Below are 17,649 nucleotides of genomic sequence, written 5' to 3'. Positions count from 1 at the left end.
GCGTGGTTCAGTTCATCGCGGCACACGGTTCCGGCGTCCTTGCGAACGTCGCGAGGCGCATGCAGACTGGCTTTGCAGGAAGTACTGCCGACGCTTGCCCGTGTGTTACATTTCGTCGTTAATTCGCAAAACTACCATACGCCCACCCGCCGCAGCATGCCCGAGCGAAACGAATCCGCCGACCCGCACGAAACCGGGCAGGTCCGGCCTGCGAGCGGAAGCGATCACGTCGTGCTGCGCCGGACCTTGCATGTCGTCCTTGCGCTCGCCCTCGTTCTCTACTTCATTGCGACGGGTCTGTTCCTCGGTTTGCGCTATGTGGTGTTGCCGCGTGCCGATTCGTTCCGGCCGCGCATCGAAGCCACCGTCTCCGAGAAGCTGCATGCGCAGTTCACCATCGGCAAGCTCGCGCCTCTCTGGAGCGGCTTTCAGCCCGGCCTCGACATCACCGATCTCGTCATTCGCGACCGCGAGGGCAAACCGGCGCTGACGATTCCGCACGCCACCGCCACGCTCTCGTGGAAGTCGCTCTGGCAGTTTCGTCCAGCGCTCTCCAGCCTGATCGTCGACAAGCCGGACGTATTGGTCTCGCGCGCCGGCGACGGCGTGCTGTCGGTGGCGGGCGTGCCCGTGCCGACCCGGCATAGCGGCAACGCCACGTTGACGACCTGGCTACTGCGGCAACAGGCGATCGTCGTGCGCGGCGGCGTGCTGCGCTGGCGCGATGCCCAGCGCGACGCACCGGAACTCGCGCTGCGCGACATCCGCATCGCGATTCTCAACGACGGCTACGATCACCGGCTGGCGTTGCAGGCTCCCGCCGACGGCCAGGTCCTGCGCGGCCCGATCGACTTCCGCACGAACTTCAAACACGCGCGTCTCTCCGAGATCGGCGCGCCGGTCAACTGGAAGGGCCAGGTGTATGTCTCGACGGGCCCGGTCGATCTGCCGATGCTCGCGCGCTATGTCAAATTCCCGATCGAGACGTTTGCCGGCCGCATCGACAACGCGATCTGGGCCGACTTCGCCGACGGCCGCATGAAGGCGGCGAGCGGGCAGTTGGCCGGCACGGACGTCGCCCTGCGAGTGCGCCCCACACAGCCCAAGCTGCTGCTGCCGGTTGCTCATTTTTCATGGCGCCTCGAAGCCGACCAGGGCGACTACAAGCTGCAATTGAACGACCTGCACGCCGAGCTCGGCCAGCCGCCGCTCGACGACGGCACCTCGCTCACCCGCATCCTCGCGCTGTCGACGTTGAGCGGACGCTTTCGCACCGCCACGCAGCAGCGCGGCCAGTTGCTCAGCGTGAGCGGCGACCGCGTCGACCTGGGCATCCTCGCCGAATTCAGCCGCGCGCTGCCGCTGCCGCGGCGCCTGCTGAACGGTCTCGTGCGCTTCAATCCGCGCGGGCTGGTCGCCAATTATGTGATCGAGGTCGAGCGCGGCAAACCCGAATCCGGCGAGGCGGGCAGCGACCATCTCGCGAGCGGGACCGAGCCGATCGAGCGCTATCGTTTCAAGGGCGACCTGCAAGGCATCAGCGTGGCCGCGCAGGAACCGCCGCCGGGGCTCACGCTGCGCAATCACCCGCGCGCGGGCATACCGGGCATCGAAAACCTGTGGGGCAGCGTCGATGCGGACGAAAAGCGCGGCACCGCGATACTCGACACATCCAACGTCGCGATCACGCTGCCGGGCGTGTTCGACGATCCGCGCCTGAAGTTCGACCGTCTGCAAGGCCGCGCCGACTGGACCATCACGCCGAAGGCGCCCGGCGAAAACCACCCGGCCTTTGCCGTGAAGGTGGCCCATCTCAGCGTCGCCAATGCGGACGTCGCGGCCAGCGCCACCGCCGACTACAGCAACCCCGGCCACGGCCGCGGCGCGCTCGACCTGAAAGCCGACTTCGAGCGCGCGCAGGTGACGCGCATCGTCCGCTATCTCCCGACCAGCATCAGCGAGAAGCTGCGCATTTATCTCGGCCATGGGCTGCAAGCGGGCGTATCGAAGGGCGCGACCATCGAGGTGCACGGCGATCTGACCAGGTTCCCCTACTCGCGCGACCCGGAGGCCGGCATCTTTCATATCGTCGCGCCGTTCAAGGGCGGCAAGTTCGATCCCTCGCCGTACCCGCCGCGCACGATGAAAAACGGCACGCCGAACGTGTGGCCGCCGCTCGACGGCATCGACGGCGTGTTCGAGTTGAGCCAGAACATGTTGCGCTTCGACATCGACCGCGCGCATTACAAGCAGGTCGCGCTGATGGGCGTCAACGGCAAGATCGACGATCTCGGCACCAAGGCGTCGAACCTGGTCATTCAGGGCGACGGCCGCGGGCCGCTCGCCGACATGCTCGACTACGTCAACGAAAGCTCGCTCGGCATCATGGCGAAGCACGAAACCGAGAAAGTGCGCGCCGAAGGGCCGGCGTCGCTCGCGCTCAAGCTGACGGTGCCGCGCACGCCGAAGCCGCATATCGCCGTGGAAGGCGCGGTCGGTTTCCAGAACAACCGGCTGACGGTCGAGAACGTGCCGCCGCTGTCGCGACTGAACGGCAAGGTGCGCTTCACCGAATATACGGCTCAGGCGGATCGGCTCTCCGGCCAGTTCCTCGGCGGCGACGTGCATGCGAGCGGCGGGCTGAAAAAGGACGGCACCTATGCGCTCGACCTCGGCGGCCACATTGCCGTCGATGCGGCGCGCGATCTGAATCTGCATGGTCCGGCCGCCGAGGTGCTCGCGCGCATGAGCGGCAGCGCGCCGTATGCGCTGACCGTGCGCGGCGCGAAAGGCCGGTTGCCGGACGTGACGGCGAACTCCGACCTCACCGGTCTCGCGCTCGACTTCCCCGCGCCGTTCAACAAGCCGGTCGGCACGCCGATGCCGTTGCGCTTTGCCGTCAGGCCGTCGGCGGCGCCGGGCGAGACCGGCCTGGAACGCGCCGATCTCACGTTCGGCCCGGTCGCCGCCGCCTACCTGCTGGGCTACCAGCCGAAGGCGGCGCCCACCGTCGTGCGCGGCGCGATCGGCGTCAACAAGCCTGCGGAGTTGCCGTCCGAAGGCGTGATCGCGGCCGTCGACGTCGAGGCATTCGACGCCGACGCCTGGCGCGCGCTCGTGGCGCAGATGCGCAACAAGGAAGCACCCGCCGCCGCGCCGCCGGCCGCGCCGAACCCGATCCTCACGCAGTTCCTGCCCAACCGCTTCGCGCTGCACATCGGCACGCTGACGCTGCTCAAGCGCCACTGGGACAGCGTGATCGTCGGCGCGTCGCATGCGGACGGCAAATGGCAGGCCAACATCGCGTCGAATCAGGTATCCGGCCACGTGTCGTGGCTGCCGGGCCCCAGCAAGGAATCGCCGGGCACGCTGCAGGCGCGCTTCGCGCGCGTGGTGATTCCTTCGGTCGCCGACAAGGACCTGCTCGGCCAGGCGATCTCCGCTCCCGCGCAGAACATGCCGTCGATCGATCTGGTGGTCAACGAGTTGATCTTCCGCGATCGCAACGTCGGCCGTCTCGAAGTGAACGCGCACAACTTCGACGAGGACGGCGTGCCGGTCTGGCAACTCGACAAGCTCGGCATCACCAACGCCGCCGCCACGCTGACCGCCACCGCGAACTGGCGCACCTCGACGGGCCTCGGCAGCGCCGCCGACGAAACGACGCCGCGCCGCACGGTGTTCGATTTCAAGCTCGACATCAAGGACGCGGGCGCGCTGCTCGAACGCTTCGGCCAGCCGCGCACGCTGAAGTCGGGCAGCGGTTCGCTCTCCGGCAAGATGGTGTGGCGCGGCGGCCCGACCGCCATCGACTATCCGACGCTCAACGGCAACCTGGCCGTCGATCTGCGCCACGGGCAGATTCTCAAGGTCGACCCGGGCGTCGCCAAGCTGCTGGGCGTGCTGAGTCTGCAAAGCCTCGCGCGCTTCGCCACGCTGAATTTCCGCGACGTGATCGGCGAAGGTCTGCCGTTCGAACACGTGACCGGGACCGCCCAGGTCCGCAACGGCATCGGCCGCACGGAGAACTTCGAGATGGTGACGGCGCCGGCTCGCGTCGACATGAAGGGCTCGGTCGATCTCGCCCAGGAGACGCAGAATCTGCACGTTCAGATCGTGCCGACGGTCAGCGCTGGCGCCGCCGTGATCGCCGCGACCGTGATCAATCCGCTGCTCGGCCTGGGCGCGCTGGTGGCCGATCTGGCGTTCAGCCAGTCGATCTCGCACGCGTTTTCGCGGGAGTACGCGATCACCGGTTCGTGGTCGAAACCGCACATCGAGCGGGTGAAGGGCGATCGCGGTAAGATGGACGCTCCGGCTTCGGCCGTGCAAGCGCATTGAGCTTTATTCGACCCCTCGTTCGGCCGAAAAAACCAGGCGCCGCGCCGCCCGGCCGCAGCCAGCCTTGAACGACGTCCGCGGCCCGAGCGATTCGCGCCGCCGCCTTGCCGGGAGTTTCTCGAAACGCTCATGAGCGAAACACACGTCTCTTCATTGCCGTCGTCCAGCGGATCTTCCGCAAGCGTCTTTCGCGTCGCCGCGCTGCAAATGGTGAGCACGCCCGAGCGCGAGCGCAATCTGGCCGAAGCGGACCGGTTGATCGCCGAGGCCGCCGCCGACGGCGCGCAGCTCGTCCTGCTCCCCGAATACTTCTGCTTCATGGGCTTCAAGGACACGGACAAGCTCGCCGTGCGCGAAGCCTATCAGGACGGCCCGGTCCAGCGCTTTCTCGCCGACGCCGCACGCCGTCACCAGCTCTGGGTGATCGGCGGCACGCTGCCGCTGATGGCACCCGAAGCGTCGCGCGTGCTGAACACCACGCTGGTGTTCGATCCGCAAGGCAACGAAGCCGCCCGCTACGACAAGATCCATCTGTTCAACTTCGAAAAAGGCGAGGAATCGTTCGACGAGGCGCGCACCATCTGTCCCGGCGGCGAGGTCCGCACCTTCGAGGCGCCGTTCGGCCGGGTCGGCCTGTCGGTCTGCTACGATTTGCGCTTTCCCGAGCTGTACCGCCGCATGGGCGATTGCGCGCTGATCGTGGTGCCGTCCGCGTTCACTTACACCACCGGCCGCGCGCACTGGGAGATGCTGCTGCGCGCCCGGGCGGTCGAGAACCAGTGCTACGTGCTGGCCGCCGCGCAAGGCGGCAAACATGAAAACGGCCGCCGTACCTGGGGCCACAGCATGCTGATCGACCCGTGGGGCGAAATCGTCGCGGTGCGCGACGAGGGCGCGGGCGTGGTCGCCGGCGATCTCGAGCGTGCGCGCATCGACGAAGTGCGGCAAAGCCTGCCCGCCTGGCGTCACCGCGTGCTGAGTTGACTCATTGACCTGACGCATCAAGACGTTGAAACTGCGGCGCCTGCCACTCATATAGCGAGCGTGGCGCTAACCGAATCCTTCGTATCGAGCAGAACATACTTCGCATGAACATCATCGAACCCGGTATCCGTAATCTCGCCACCGCCAAGGACATCCTCCTGACGCCCTACGGCCTCGACGAATCCCTGCTCACCCGCACGCTCGCCGAAATCTTCACGCACAAGATCGACTACGCCGACCTGTACTTCCAGGCTACGCGCAGCGAAGCGTGGAGTCTCGAAGAGGGTATCGTGAAGTCGGGCAGTTTCAGCATCGACCAGGGCGTCGGCGTGCGCGCCGTGTCGGGCGATCGCACCGCTTTCGCCTATTCGGACGACCTCTCGCCCGAAGCGATCCGCCAGGCGGCCATCGCCACACGCGCAATCGCCAAGGCCGGCGGCGGCAAGCAGAAGATCAAGGTGGCGTCGTCGCTGACGGGCATCGCCGGCCGCGACCTGTATCTGCCGTCCGACCCGCTGCATTCGCTCGACGCCACCGCCAAGGTCAAGCTGCTCGAGCGCGTCGAACAGATGGCGCGCGGTCGCGATCCGCGTATTCAGCAAGTCATGGCTGGCCTTGCCGGCGAGTACGACGTCGTGCTGGTCGCGCGCAGCGACGGCGGCTTCGCGGCCGACATCCGTCCGCTGGTGCGCGTGTCGGTCACGGTGATCGCCGAACAGAACGGCCGCCGCGAAATCGGCAGCGGCGGCGGCGGCGGCCGCTTCGACTACGGCTATTTCACCGACGAAGTACTGTCGGGCTATGTCGACGACGCGGTGCACGCAGCGCTCGTGAACCTCGACGCCCGCCCGGCGCCGGCCGGCGCGATGACCGTGGTGCTCGGACCGGGCTGGCCCGGCGTGCTGCTGCACGAGGCGATCGGCCACGGGCTGGAGGGCGACTTCAACCGCAAGGGTTCGTCGGCGTTCGCGGGGCGGATCGGCGAACAGGTTGCGGCCAAGGGCGTCACGGTGGTCGACGACGGCACGCTGCCGAACCGCCGCGGCTCGCTCAATATCGACGACGAGGGCAATCCGACGCAATGCACGACGCTGATCGAGGACGGCATCCTGAAAGGCTACATTCAGGACACGCTGAACGCGCGTCTGATGAAAATGCCGGTCACGGGCAACGCGCGCCGCGAATCGTACGCCGCGCTGCCGATGCCGCGCATGACCAACACGTACATGCTCAACGGCGACAAGGACCCGCGGGAAATCATCGCCTCCGTGAAAAACGGTTTGTACGCGGTGAACTTCGGCGGCGGCCAGGTCGACATCACCAACGGCAAGTTCGTGTTCTCGGCCTCCGAGGCGTACATGATCGAAAACGGCAAGGTCACTTACCCGGTCAAGGGCGCGACGCTGATCGGCAGCGGCCCCGAGTCGCTCAAATACGTCAGCATGATCGGCAACGACATGAAGCTCGATTCGGGCGTGGGCGTGTGCGGCAAGGAAGGCCAAAGCGTGCCGGTCGGCGTCGGCCAGCCGACGCTGCGCATCGACCGCATGACCGTCGGCGGCACCGCCTGAATCCAGATAAAACGCATACTTCGTGCATAAAATGCGCGAAGTATGCGGAATTTCCGTATTTTTACGCCTTCCGGCTTGCCAGTCGAGCCTGTAGGGGTTATAAAGTCACTCACCCTTTTTGACCAGCGACCTCATTTCGCCATGTCCGCCAAGTTTTACTTTTACTTTTTTTGGCATCTCAGACCGCTGGCGGATCGAGAGGGGTGTTAGTGCACGCAAGACACCGAGAATTCCCGAAAAACCGCCAGCGAGTCTGGCGGTTTTTTTTCGCCCCATGCCGTTAGAACTTTTGTCGTTGCAACTTTTTTGATTGTCGTCCGCGCGTGCATCGCTGCTCATTGCCGCAGCCCTCGTTACCCGCGCGAACACGCTACGAACCGATTCAGGAGAACAACATGCCCCCGCACAACACCGACGATGTCCGCATTCGCGAATTGAAAGAACTCACGCCCCCCGCTCATCTGATCCGCGAATTCGCTTGCGATGAAACGGTGTCCGACGTCATCTACAACTCGCGCAACGCGATGCATCGCATTCTGCACGGCATGGAAGACCGTCTGATCGTCGTCATCGGACCGTGCTCGATTCACGACACGAAGGCGGCGCTCGAATACGCGGGTCGTCTCGTCGAACAGCGCAAGCGCTTCGCCGGCGAGCTCGAAATCGTGATGCGCGTGTACTTCGAAAAGCCGCGCACGACGGTGGGCTGGAAGGGTCTCATCAACGACCCGCACATGGACAACAGCTTCAAGATCAACGACGGTCTGCGCACCGCGCGCGAACTGCTGTTGCGCATCAACGAACTCGGTCTGCCGGCCGGCACCGAATACCTCGACATGATCAGCCCGCAATACATCGCGGATCTGATCTCGTGGGGCGCGATCGGCGCGCGGACCACCGAGTCGCAGGTGCACCGTGAACTCGCTTCGGGACTGTCGTGCCCGGTCGGCTTCAAGAACGGCACCGACGGCAACGTGAAGATCGCCGTCGACGCGATCAAGGCCGCCTCGCAGCCGCACCATTTCCTGTCGGTCACGAAGGGCGGCCACTCGGCGATCGTCTCGACCGCCGGCAACGAGGACTGCCACATCATCCTGCGCGGCGGCAAGACGCCGAACTACGACGCGGACAGCGTCAATGCCGCGTGCGCCGACATCGGCAAGGCCGGTCTCGCCGCGCGCCTGATGATCGACGCGAGCCACGCGAACAGTTCGAAGAAGCACGAGAATCAGATTCCGGTGTGCGCGGACATCGGCCGGCAAATCGCTTCGGGTGACGAACGGATCGTCGGCGTGATGGTGGAATCGCACCTCGTGGCGGGCCGCCAGGATCTGCAGGAAGGCTGCCAGTTGACCTATGGGCAAAGCATTACCGATGCATGCATCGGCTGGGACGAAAGCGTAGCCGTGCTGGAAGGTCTCGCCGACGCGGTCAAGCAACGGCGTATTGCGCGCGGCAGCGGCAACTGAGAAAACCCGCTCGATCGCTGCAAGTTAGTTTAGAAAGCCCGGCTCAATCGAGCCGGGCTTTTTTGTTAGCCGAACGGACGAATGGTGCGCCGCCTGCCGCCTCTGTACCGTAACAACTCGTTGCCGGGCTCGCCGCCGGGTCGAAATTGACTTGACCGGGCCGAGGTGTTGCGTATACAATTTTGTACATGAAAGGCGGCTATGGAGCAGGAAAAAGAAATTCGCTGGATGGGCTCCAGCTACCGCGATTTACTCGCTTTTCCCGAAGAGCCGCGTCGGCGGGCAGGGTTTCAATTGGGCAAGATCCAGGCAGGGCTCGACCCTGACGACTGGAAGCCATTTGATTCGATCGGCGCAGGAACCCGCGAGATTCGCATCAAGGAAGCGGACGGCATCTATCGCGTCATGTATGTGACCAAGTTCGTGGAAGCGCTCTATGTGTTGCATTGCTTCCAGAAGAAAACGCAGAAGCTGAGTCCGCACGATAAACAGATTGCCGAGACGCGTTATCGCGCCATCATGACTGAGAGGAAAATTTGAAAATGACGATCGATGCCAAAGTCCGTCACGTAACCAAGCCCGGTGCCAATCTGTTCCTCGAGCTCGGCTTCTCCGCCGAAGAGGCGAAGCGCCTGCACGCGGCATCGCAGAAACAGATCAACGACACGCGGCTGCTCAAGGAGCAGTTGATGACCGAGCTCTCAAGCTGGATCGAACAGCATCATTTGAAGCAGGCCGAGGCCGCCGAGATTCTGATGGTGTCGCGCCCGCGTGTGTCCGACGTGGTGAACAAGAAGACCACCAAGTTCACCATCGACACGCTCGTCGAAATGATGAGCCGGATCGGCAAGCCAGTCACGCTGGCGGTCGGGTAAGAGCATGGCAAGCTGCGCGGCGGGCTTTCGCCCGGAGCGGTTTGCCATGCGTCTTGCCTTACTGAACGGCGCCTGAACCGAACACTTCGGTGTGGATTCGCGCAGCGTCCACGCCGAGCGCGGCCAGCGCATCGCACTGCGCGCGCATGAACGGCAGCGGCCCGCAGATGTAGTAATCCGCATCGGGCACGATCACCTTGTCGGCGATTTTCGTCACGTCGAGACGGCCTTCGAAATCGTAGTCGACGCCGAGGCGGTCGGTCGCTTCAACAGCTTCATAGAACACTGCGCGGGTCACGTTCGGGTGCGCTGTAACCGTATCGTTAAGCCACTGACGGAATGCGTGTACCCGGCCATTGCGGCACGCATGCACGAAGGTCACGCTACGCTCGCTCTTCTCGGCCAACAACGTGGACAGCATCGAGGTCATCGGCGTCACGCCCACGCCGCCGCTCATCAGCACCACCGGGGTCGTCTTCTTGCGGTCGAGCGTGAAGTCGCCCATCGGCGCGCTCACATGCACCACCTCGCCCACTTCCACTCCGTCGTGCATCAGGTTCGATACGTGGCCCGGCGCCGTGTCCTCGCGGCCGGCTTCGCGCTTCACCGAAATGCGCAGCCACTTGCCGTTGGGCGCATCCGACAAACTGTATTGCCGCGGCTGGTCAACACCCAGTTCATCGACAAAGCGCTTCACGCTCAGATATTGGCCGGGTTCGAAACCGCAGGCCGGCGAGCCGTCGGCGGGAGTCAGATAGAACGACGTGATCTCGTCGCTCTCCACTTCCTTGCGGGCGACCTTGAACGGCCGGAAGCCGGTCCACGCGGCGCCGTCGTACAGCTTCGCCTCGGTGCCGATGAAGATATTGGCCAACTGCCCGTACGCGGCTTGCCATGCACTGAGCGTTTCCTGATCGACCGCGTCGCCGAGCACATCGACGATCGCGCCGAGCAGGTGGCGGCCCACGATCGGGTACTGCTCCGGGCGGATATTCAGGCTGGCGTGCTTATGCGCGATCCGCGAGACCGTCGGGCCGAGGGCGCCGAGATTGTCGATATTGGCTGCATACGCATACACCGCTTTCGCCAGCGTTTCCGGCTGATTGCCGCTCTTCTGGTGGGTCTGGTTGAACACGTTCTTCAACTCGGGGTGGTGCGCGAACATGCGCTTGTAAAAGTGCTTGGTGATGATGGTGCCGTGTTCGGCGAGCACGGGAACAGTGGCTTTGACGCGGGCGATCTGGTCAGCGGTGAGCGTGGTCATCAGGCTTTCTCCTAAAGATGCGCGTAGAATACCTCTTTAAGAAAAGACTTGCCCGGACAGATTGTCACAGGGCCACCAATGCGCCTATCCGGCCCCGCGGTCGTGCTGCCACAGTACGTCCGCGCCGCCGTCCGCGCGATTCAGCACGCGCGCCAGCACAAACAGAAGATCGGACAAGCGGTTCACATACTGGCGCGGCGCCGGATTGATCGCTTCGATTTCGCCCAGCGCGACGATCGCCCGCTCCGCGCGCCGGCACACCGTGCGGCACACGTGCGCGAGCGCGGCCGCGCGCGAGCCCGCCGGCAGAATGAATTCCTTCAATGGCGGCAGCGTCGCGTTGTAGTCGGCGAGCCAATCGTCGAGCTGGCCGAGATGTTGGTCGGTGATCATGGTGTGGCCGGGGATGCAAAGCTCGCCGCCCAGATCGAACAGATCGTGCTGAATCGCGACGAGCGCCGCTCGCACTTCGTCCGGCAGTGTCTCGCACAGCAGCACGCCGAGGTTCGAATTGAGTTCGTCGACGTCGCCGATCGCCGCGATGCGCGCGCTGTCCTTGCGCACGCGGCGGCCGTCGCCGAGACCGGTGGTGCCGTCGTCGCCGGTGCGGGTGGCGATCTTGCTCAAGCGGTTGCCCATGATGTCTCCGTGCATTTAGTAACGATGCGTCCGCGCGGCGCCGGCCATTCCATCCGGCGCATCGGCCACCCGGCCGGATAAGCCAGCGGACAAGCCACCGCGTTTATCCATATTGCGCGCATCGCGAGGTCGCCGCCATTATAGAAGCGCAAGCCGGTCCCGACGCCGGCCAGAAGGCGATCGGCGTAAAATGAAACGCCTGCTGCAAACCAGCTCTGCCACCCTATATCAGGAGACATGCGTGAACCATCCCGAGCCATCGGCTCCGTTGCGCCGGCCGTTTCCCGCTGAGTTGCTGAGCGCGCTGAACGCCGCTTTCGGCGAACGCGTGTCGATTGCCGAAGCCGTGCGCGCCCATCATGGCCGCGATGAATCACCCTTCGATCCCCAGTTGCCCGACGCCGTCGTATTCGCGCGCACGACCGAGGAAGTGCAGACCATCGTCAAGCTATGCGCGCAGCATGACGTGCCGATCATCCCCTACGGCAACGGCTCCTCGCTCGAAGGGCACCTGCTGGCGGTGCAAGGCGGCGTGTCGATCGACTTGTCGGAAATGAACCGCGTGCTGTCGATCAACGCGGAAGACCTCACCGTCACCGTCGAGCCCGGCATCTCGCGCAAGCAACTGAACGAAGCGCTGCGCGACACAGGGCTGTTCTTCCCCATCGACCCCGGCGCGGACGCGAGCATCGGCGGCATGTCGGCCACGCGCGCCTCGGGCACCAACGCCGTGCGCTACGGCACGATGCGCGAGAACGTGCTCGGGCTGACCGTGGTGCTGGCCGACGGCCGCGTGATCAAGACCGGCACGCGGGCGCGCAAGTCGGCGGCCGGATACGACCTCACGCGTCTGTTCGTGGGCTCGGAAGGCACGCTCGGCGTGATCACCGAAATCACCGTGCGCCTCTATCCGCTGCCGGAAGCAGTGTCCGCCGCGGTATGCGCATTCCCGTCGATGGGCGACGCGGTGCGCGCGGTCATCGAAACGATCCAGATCGGCGTGCCGATCGCGCGCGTCGAGTTCGTCGACTCGCTCGCGATCCGCTCGATCAATCGCCATTCGAATCTGACGCTGCGCGAGGCGTCCACGCTGTTCTTCGAATTCCACGGCACCGAGGCCGGTGTCAAGGAGCAAGCCGGGCTGGTGCAGGAAATCGCCGCGCAGAATGCCGGCGAGGGTTTCGAATGGGCGACCCGGCCGGAAGACCGCAGCCGCCTGTGGAACGCGCGCCACAACGCTTATTTCGCGATGCTGCAACTGAAGCCCGGTTGCCGCGCGGTCACGACCGACGTCTGCGTGCCGATCTCGCGCCTCGCCGAATGCGTGGTGGAGACGGAGCAGGATCTGAAGGCGTCGCCGCTGCCCTGCCCGATCGTCGGCCATGTCGGCGACGGCAACTTCCACGTGGCGATCCTGATCGATCCGGAAAAGCCCGAAGAGCTCGTCGAAGCGGAGCGTCTGAACCAGCGCATCGTGCAACGCGCGCTGCGCATGGACGGCACCTGCACGGGCGAGCATGGCGTCGGCCTGCACAAGATGGGCTTCCTGCTCGAGGAACACGGCGAAGTCGCGGTGGATACCATGCGCTCGATCAAACACGCGCTCGATCCGCGCAATCTCATGAACCCCGGCAAGATCTTTTCCTGGGCGGCTTGAGGCATTTCCAGGCACGGCCGCCGCGCGGCAGCGGCGCCGCCGCCGCATCGAACCCGACGAGCACGCCGGGTGAGCGACACGAGGAGACAACCCACATGAACGCACCCGCTGAACTGACGGCCGACGTACTCGCCCAGCGCCAGCGCGAAGTCGTGCAGGCGCTGATGGCCGTGTTGCCGACCCACTGTCTGCTATACCGCGAGGAAGACACCGTCGCCTACGACTGCGACGGGCTTGCCGCCTACCGGCGTCTGCCGCTCGCGGTCGCGTTGCCGGAGACGGAATCGCAGGTGCAGCGCATCGTGCAGATCTGCCATCGCCTCGACGTGCCGATCGTGCCGCGCGGCGCGGGCACCGGTTTGTCCGGCGGCGCGATGCCGATTCGCCACGGCGTGGTGGTGTCGCTCGCGCGCTTTCGCAAGATCGTCGAGGTCGACTCCTACGCGCGTACCGCCACGGTCCAGCCGGGCGTGCGCAATCTGTCGATTTCCGAGGCCGCCGCGCCCTATGGCTTGTACTACGCGCCGGATCCGTCGTCGCAGATCGCCTGCACGATCGGCGGCAACGTCTCCGAGAATTCCGGCGGCGTGCACTGCCTCAAGTACGGCCTCACGGTGCACAACGTGCTGCGCGTTCGCGCCGTGACGATGGAAGGCGAGATCGTCGAATTCGGCTCGCTCGGGCCTGACGCGCCCGGCCTCGATCTGCTCGCGGTGTTGATCGGCAGCGAAGGCATGTTCGCGATCGTCACCGAGGTCACCGTCAAGCTCATCCCGAAGCCGCAAACGGCGCAGGTCATCATGGCCAGTTTCGACGACGTCGTGAAAGGCGGCGACGCGGTGGCCGGCATCATTGCCGCGGGCATCATCCCGGCGGGCCTGGAGATGATGGACAAACCGGCCACGCGCGCGGTGGAGGAATTCGTCCATGCGGGCTACGACCTGGACGCAGCCGCGATCCTGCTCTGCGAATCGGACGGCACGCCCGAAGAAGTCGCCGACGAAATCGTGCGCATGACGGCGGTGCTGCGTGAACAGGGCGCCACCCGCATCCAGATTTCCCGCTCGGAGAACGAGCGGCTGCGCTTCTGGTCCGGGCGCAAGAACGCGTTTCCGGCCGCGGGCCGCATTTCACCGGACTACTACTGCATGGACGGCACGGTGCCGCGCCGCAGTATCGGCCCGCTGCTCGCGCGCATCGAAGCGATGGAGAAGAAATACGGCCTGCGCTGCATCAACGTCTTTCACGCCGGCGACGGCAACATGCATCCGCTGATCCTGTTCAACGGCAACGACCGGGACGAGTGGCACCGCGCGGAAGCGTTCGGTAGCGACATCCTCGAAACCTGCGTCGAACTCGGCGGCACGATAACGGGCGAACACGGCGTCGGCATCGAGAAAATCAACTCGATGTGCGTGCAGTTCTCGCCCGAGGAGCGCGACACGTTCCACGCGGTCAAGCGCGCCTTCGACGCGCCGGGCCTGCTCAACCCCGACAAGGGCATTCCCACCCGAGCGCGCTGCGCCGAATACGGCAAGATGCACGTGCGCGGCGGCTTGCTGCCGCATCCCGACCTTCCGCGGTTTTAACTCATGGGTTTCCGCTCACCCATGGCGAACTGACGCAGCGCGCATAGCCCGCTCTGGCGGGGCTTTCCGGCGTTCACCCTGATTACCCGATGCGGGTCCGCTCCGGGTTGTCAGCGCGCTCCCGGCCGGTACAATCAAACGAAACACAATGAAGCAGGACACCATGGAAGAGGACGACATCGTCGCCGTTTGGTCCGAACGCGTGCGTTCGGCCAGCGCCGCGGGACGCGCGTTGCGCATCCGTGGCGGCGGCACGAAGGACTGGTACGGTCAGGCGCTGGAAGGTGAGATCCTCGACACGCGCGCCTATCGCGGCATCATCGCGTACGATCCGGCCGAACTGGTCATCACCGCGCGCGCGGGCACGCCTTTGCTGGAGCTCGAGGCGGCGCTCGCCGAACACCATCAGATGCTCGCGTTCGAGCCGCCGCACTTCGGGCCGCAGGCCACCTTCGGCGGCTGCATCGCGGCGGGCATCGCCGGTCCGCGCCGCCCGGCTGCGGGCGCGGCGCGCGACTTCGTGCTCGGCGCCGTCGTCATGAACGGCCAGGGGCAGACGCTGCGTTTCGGCGGGCAAGTGGTGAAGAACGTCGCCGGTTACGACGTCTCGCGCCTGATGGCGGGCTCGCTCGGCACGCTAGGGCTGATCCTCGAATTGTCCGTCAAGGTGTTGCCGCTGCCGCAGGCCGAAACGACCCTCAAGTTCGATATGAACGGCACCGACGCGGTCCGCAAGCTCAACGAATGGGGCGGCCGGCCGCTGCCGATCACCGCGAGCGCATGGCGTCACGGCACCTTGGCCGTGCGGCTGGCCGGCGCGGAAAGCGCCGTCAAGACAGCGCGCACGACGCTTGGCGGCGAAGTCGTCGATGCGGTCGAGGCGGAACGCTTCTGGGCGGGCCTGCGCGAACAGACCGACCTGTTTTTCTCGGCGATTCCGCCAAAGGCCGCGCTGTGGCGCCTCGCGCTGCCGTCGATCACCGAGCCCATGCAGTTGCCGGGCGCGCAGTTGATGGAATGGGGCGGCGCCCAGCGCTGGTGGATCACCGACACCGACGCGCAAACCGTGCGCATCAGCGCCAAGCAGGCGGGCGGCCACGCCACCATTTTCCGCACCGGCCACGGCTATGACCGCAGCACCGGCGTGTTCACGCCGCTGCCCGCGCCGCTGATGAAAATCCATCGCGGCCTGAAAGCGGCCTTCGATCCAGCCCGCATCTTCAATCGCGGCCGTCTCTACCCCGACTTCTAAGCGACGCGATGCAAACCAACCTCGCGGACTTCATTCGCAATACGCCCGACGGCGACGAAGCCGACGCCATCCTGCGCAATTGCGTGCACTGCGGTTTCTGCACGGCCACCTGCCCGACCTATCAATTGCTGGGCGACGAACTCGACGGCCCGCGCGGACGCATTTATCTGATCAAGCAGATGGTCGAGGGCGCGCCGGTCACGCGCAGCACGCAGGTTCATCTGGACCGCTGCCTCACTTGCCGCAACTGCGAAACCACGTGTCCGTCGGGCGTGCAATACGGCCGGCTGGTGGAAATCGGCCGCAAGCTCACCGAGGAAAAAGTCACGCGACCGTTCGGTCAGCGGGTGGTGCGGCGGTTCCTCGCGAGCTTCGTGCCGAACAGCGCGCTGTTTACGCCGGCCATGCGGCTCGGTCAGCATGTCCGCCCGCTCCTGCCGAAGAAGCTGCGCGACAAGGTGCCCGCGCGGCAGCGTCCGCTCGAATGGCCGAGCGCGAAACATTCGCGCAAGATGCTAATGCTGGCGGGCTGCGTGCAACCGTCGATGATGCCGAACGTCAATACGGCGACCGCGCGGGTGCTCGACGCGCTCGGCATCGAGACCGTGGTCGCGCCCGAAGCCGGCTGCTGCGGCGCGATCCGCCTGCATCTCGGCTACAACGACGAAGCGCTCGACGATCTGCGTGCGAACATCGACGCATGGTGGCCCCAGGTTGAAAACGGCGTGGAAGCGATCGTGATGAACGCGTCCGGTTGCGGCGCGACGGTCAAGGAATACGCGCACCTGTTGCGCCACGATCCGGCCTACGCGGAGAAGGCGCGCCGCATCGTCGAACTGACGCGCGACATCGCGGAGATCTTGCCGGAGTTCGAGGAAAGCCTGATCGCGGCCACGAGGCGCCGCTCGGTTCACACGGTGGCGTTTCATCCGCCCTGCACGTTGCAGCACGGTCAGCAGGTGCGCGGCAAGGTCGAGCATCTGCTGACGGCGCTCGGCGTCGAAGTGCGTCTTCCCACGGATAGCCACTTGTGCTGCGGCTCGGCCGGCACTTACTCGCTCACGCAGCCCAAGCTCTCGTATGCGTTGCGCGACCAGAAGCTCGAGCGGCTCCATGCGCAGGAACCGCAGGTGATCGTGTCGTCGAACGTCGGCTGCATCGCGCATCTGCAAAGCGGCACGTCCACGCCGGTCGCGCACTGGATCGAACTGGTCGAGCACATGCTGTCCGTATAATCCGGTCATCGCCCTCCGGATCCGTTCCATGTCCGATCTGATTCACCACCTCGAAGCGGTGCGGCAGCGCATCGCGGCCGCCGCGCACGCGGCCGGACGCGACGCGCGCACCATCGACCTGCTCGCGGTTTCCAAGACCTTTCCCGCCGAAGACGTGCGCGCCGCCTACGACGCGGGCCAGCGCGCGTTCGGCGAGAACTACGTGCAGGAAGCCATTGCGAAAATCGAAGCGCTGGCCGATTTGCGCGCCGCGCTCGAATGGCATTTCATCGGACCGTTGCAATCGAACAAGACGCGGCCGGTCGCCGAGCATTTCGACTGGGTGCATTCGGTCGACCGCTTGAAGATCGCACAACGCTTGTCGGAGCAGCGGCCGGACAATCTGCCGCCGCTGAACGTGTGCTTGCAAGTCAACATCAGCGGCGAGGCGTCGAAAAGCGGCGTGAGCATGGCCGAGGCGGTGGAAGTCGCGCAGGCGATCGCCGCGCTGCCGAAGCTGCGTTTGCGCGGCTTGATGGCGATTCCGGAACCGGCCGGCGGCATCGACGAGCAACGTGTGCCGCATCGCCGCTTGCGCGAACTGTTCGAGCGCCTGCGCGAGAACGGTCTGCCGCTCGATACCCTTTCGATGGGCATGTCGAGCGACCTGGAGGCGGCCGTGCTGGAAGGCGCGACGATCGTGCGCGTCGGCACCGCGATCTTCGGCGCGCGGGATTACTCTCACTGACCCTTGCTTGTTCGAACCCAGGCGGGCTCTCAACGGAACTTCTTTC

14 protein-coding genes are annotated in these 17,649 nt (G+C 65.3%); 11 read left to right on the top strand and 3 right to left on the bottom strand.

Features of this window, described 5'->3' with window-relative positions; genetic code table 11:
- The first annotated feature begins 156 nt into the window (after positions 1-156).
- From CUJ90_RS02495 to tldD, 3 genes are all read left to right on the top strand, one after another.
- The gene (locus CUJ90_RS02495) at positions 157-4,341 is read left to right on the top strand and encodes a YhdP family protein (RefSeq protein ID WP_114161907.1); all 4,185 of its coding nucleotides are present in this window, start codon (positions 157-159) and stop codon (positions 4,339-4,341) included.
- Between the two features lie 129 nt (positions 4,342-4,470).
- Positions 4,471-5,325 (top strand): carbon-nitrogen hydrolase family protein, encoded by an 855-nt coding sequence (locus tag CUJ90_RS02490; RefSeq protein ID WP_073428212.1) that lies wholly within the window; start codon positions 4,471-4,473, stop codon positions 5,323-5,325.
- A 104-nt stretch (positions 5,326-5,429) separates the two neighbouring features.
- A complete protein-coding gene (tldD, locus tag CUJ90_RS02485) occupies positions 5,430-6,896 on the top strand; it encodes a metalloprotease TldD (RefSeq protein WP_073428213.1) in 1,467 nt (488 codons plus the stop codon).
- Positions 6,897-7,001: 105 nt separating this feature from the next.
- Here tldD and CUJ90_RS32575 read toward each other — a convergent pair whose 3' ends face one another.
- Positions 7,002-7,235, bottom strand: a complete 234-nt coding sequence (locus CUJ90_RS32575) for a hypothetical protein (protein WP_161553678.1) — start codon at positions 7,233-7,235, stop codon at positions 7,002-7,004.
- A 56-nt stretch (positions 7,236-7,291) separates the two neighbouring features.
- On the opposite strand from CUJ90_RS32575, the gene aroG reads away from it, so the two are divergent.
- The 3 genes from aroG to CUJ90_RS02465 all read left to right on the top strand — a co-directional run bounded on the left by aroG (position 7,292) and on the right by CUJ90_RS02465 (position 9,240).
- Complete coding sequence (gene aroG, locus CUJ90_RS02475; protein WP_083084561.1) at positions 7,292-8,365, top strand: 3-deoxy-7-phosphoheptulonate synthase AroG; 1,074 nt, start codon at positions 7,292-7,294, stop codon at positions 8,363-8,365.
- A 201-nt stretch (positions 8,366-8,566) separates the two neighbouring features.
- Entirely contained in the window at positions 8,567-8,905 is a 339-nt protein-coding gene (locus tag CUJ90_RS02470; RefSeq protein ID WP_073428215.1) for a type II toxin-antitoxin system RelE/ParE family toxin, read from the top strand.
- Between the two features lie 2 nt (positions 8,906-8,907).
- On the top strand, positions 8,908-9,240 hold the full coding sequence (locus tag CUJ90_RS02465) for a helix-turn-helix domain-containing protein (protein WP_073428216.1): 333 nt from the start codon (positions 8,908-8,910) through the stop codon (positions 9,238-9,240).
- 58 nt (positions 9,241-9,298) lie between these two features.
- Here the strand turns inward: CUJ90_RS02465 and hmpA are convergent, their stop codons facing one another.
- Both hmpA and CUJ90_RS02455 read right to left on the bottom strand, forming a co-directional pair.
- Positions 9,299-10,504, bottom strand: a complete 1,206-nt coding sequence (gene hmpA / locus CUJ90_RS02460) for an NO-inducible flavohemoprotein (RefSeq protein WP_073428217.1) — start codon at positions 10,502-10,504, stop codon at positions 9,299-9,301.
- Positions 10,505-10,588: 84 nt separating this feature from the next.
- Positions 10,589-11,143, bottom strand: coding sequence for a cob(I)yrinic acid a,c-diamide adenosyltransferase (locus CUJ90_RS02455; RefSeq protein ID WP_114161906.1), 555 nt, complete (start codon positions 11,141-11,143; stop codon positions 10,589-10,591).
- Between the two features lie 241 nt (positions 11,144-11,384).
- Here CUJ90_RS02455 and CUJ90_RS02450 point away from each other — a divergent pair, with 241 nt between their 5' ends.
- The 5 genes from CUJ90_RS02450 (at position 11,385) to CUJ90_RS02430 (ending at position 17,603) form a co-directional block, all read left to right on the top strand.
- Entirely contained in the window at positions 11,385-12,800 is a 1,416-nt protein-coding gene (locus tag CUJ90_RS02450) for an FAD-linked oxidase C-terminal domain-containing protein (RefSeq protein WP_114163413.1), read from the top strand.
- Between the two features lie 95 nt (positions 12,801-12,895).
- Positions 12,896-14,389 carry an FAD-linked oxidase C-terminal domain-containing protein gene (locus tag CUJ90_RS02445; RefSeq protein ID WP_114161905.1) on the top strand — a complete coding sequence of 498 codons (1,494 nt, stop codon included), beginning with the start codon at positions 12,896-12,898 and terminating at the stop codon, positions 14,387-14,389.
- Between the two features lie 163 nt (positions 14,390-14,552).
- Positions 14,553-15,641 (top strand): glycolate oxidase subunit GlcE, encoded by a 1,089-nt coding sequence (gene glcE / locus CUJ90_RS02440; protein ID WP_073428302.1) that lies wholly within the window; start codon positions 14,553-14,555, stop codon positions 15,639-15,641.
- A gap of 8 nt (positions 15,642-15,649) precedes the next feature.
- Complete coding sequence (gene glcF / locus CUJ90_RS02435) at positions 15,650-16,876, top strand: glycolate oxidase subunit GlcF (protein ID WP_114161904.1); 1,227 nt, start codon at positions 15,650-15,652, stop codon at positions 16,874-16,876.
- Between the two features lie 28 nt (positions 16,877-16,904).
- Positions 16,905-17,603 (top strand): YggS family pyridoxal phosphate-dependent enzyme, encoded by a 699-nt coding sequence (locus CUJ90_RS02430; protein WP_083084565.1) that lies wholly within the window; start codon positions 16,905-16,907, stop codon positions 17,601-17,603.
- Positions 17,604-17,649 lie beyond the last annotated feature (46 nt).

Source organism: Paraburkholderia terricola (assembly GCF_003330825.1).
Lineage (GTDB): Bacteria > Pseudomonadota > Gammaproteobacteria > Burkholderiales > Burkholderiaceae > Paraburkholderia > Paraburkholderia terricola.
Note: the sequence above shows the minus strand (reverse complement) of the source record. Positions and strands in the feature narration are given on the sequence as shown.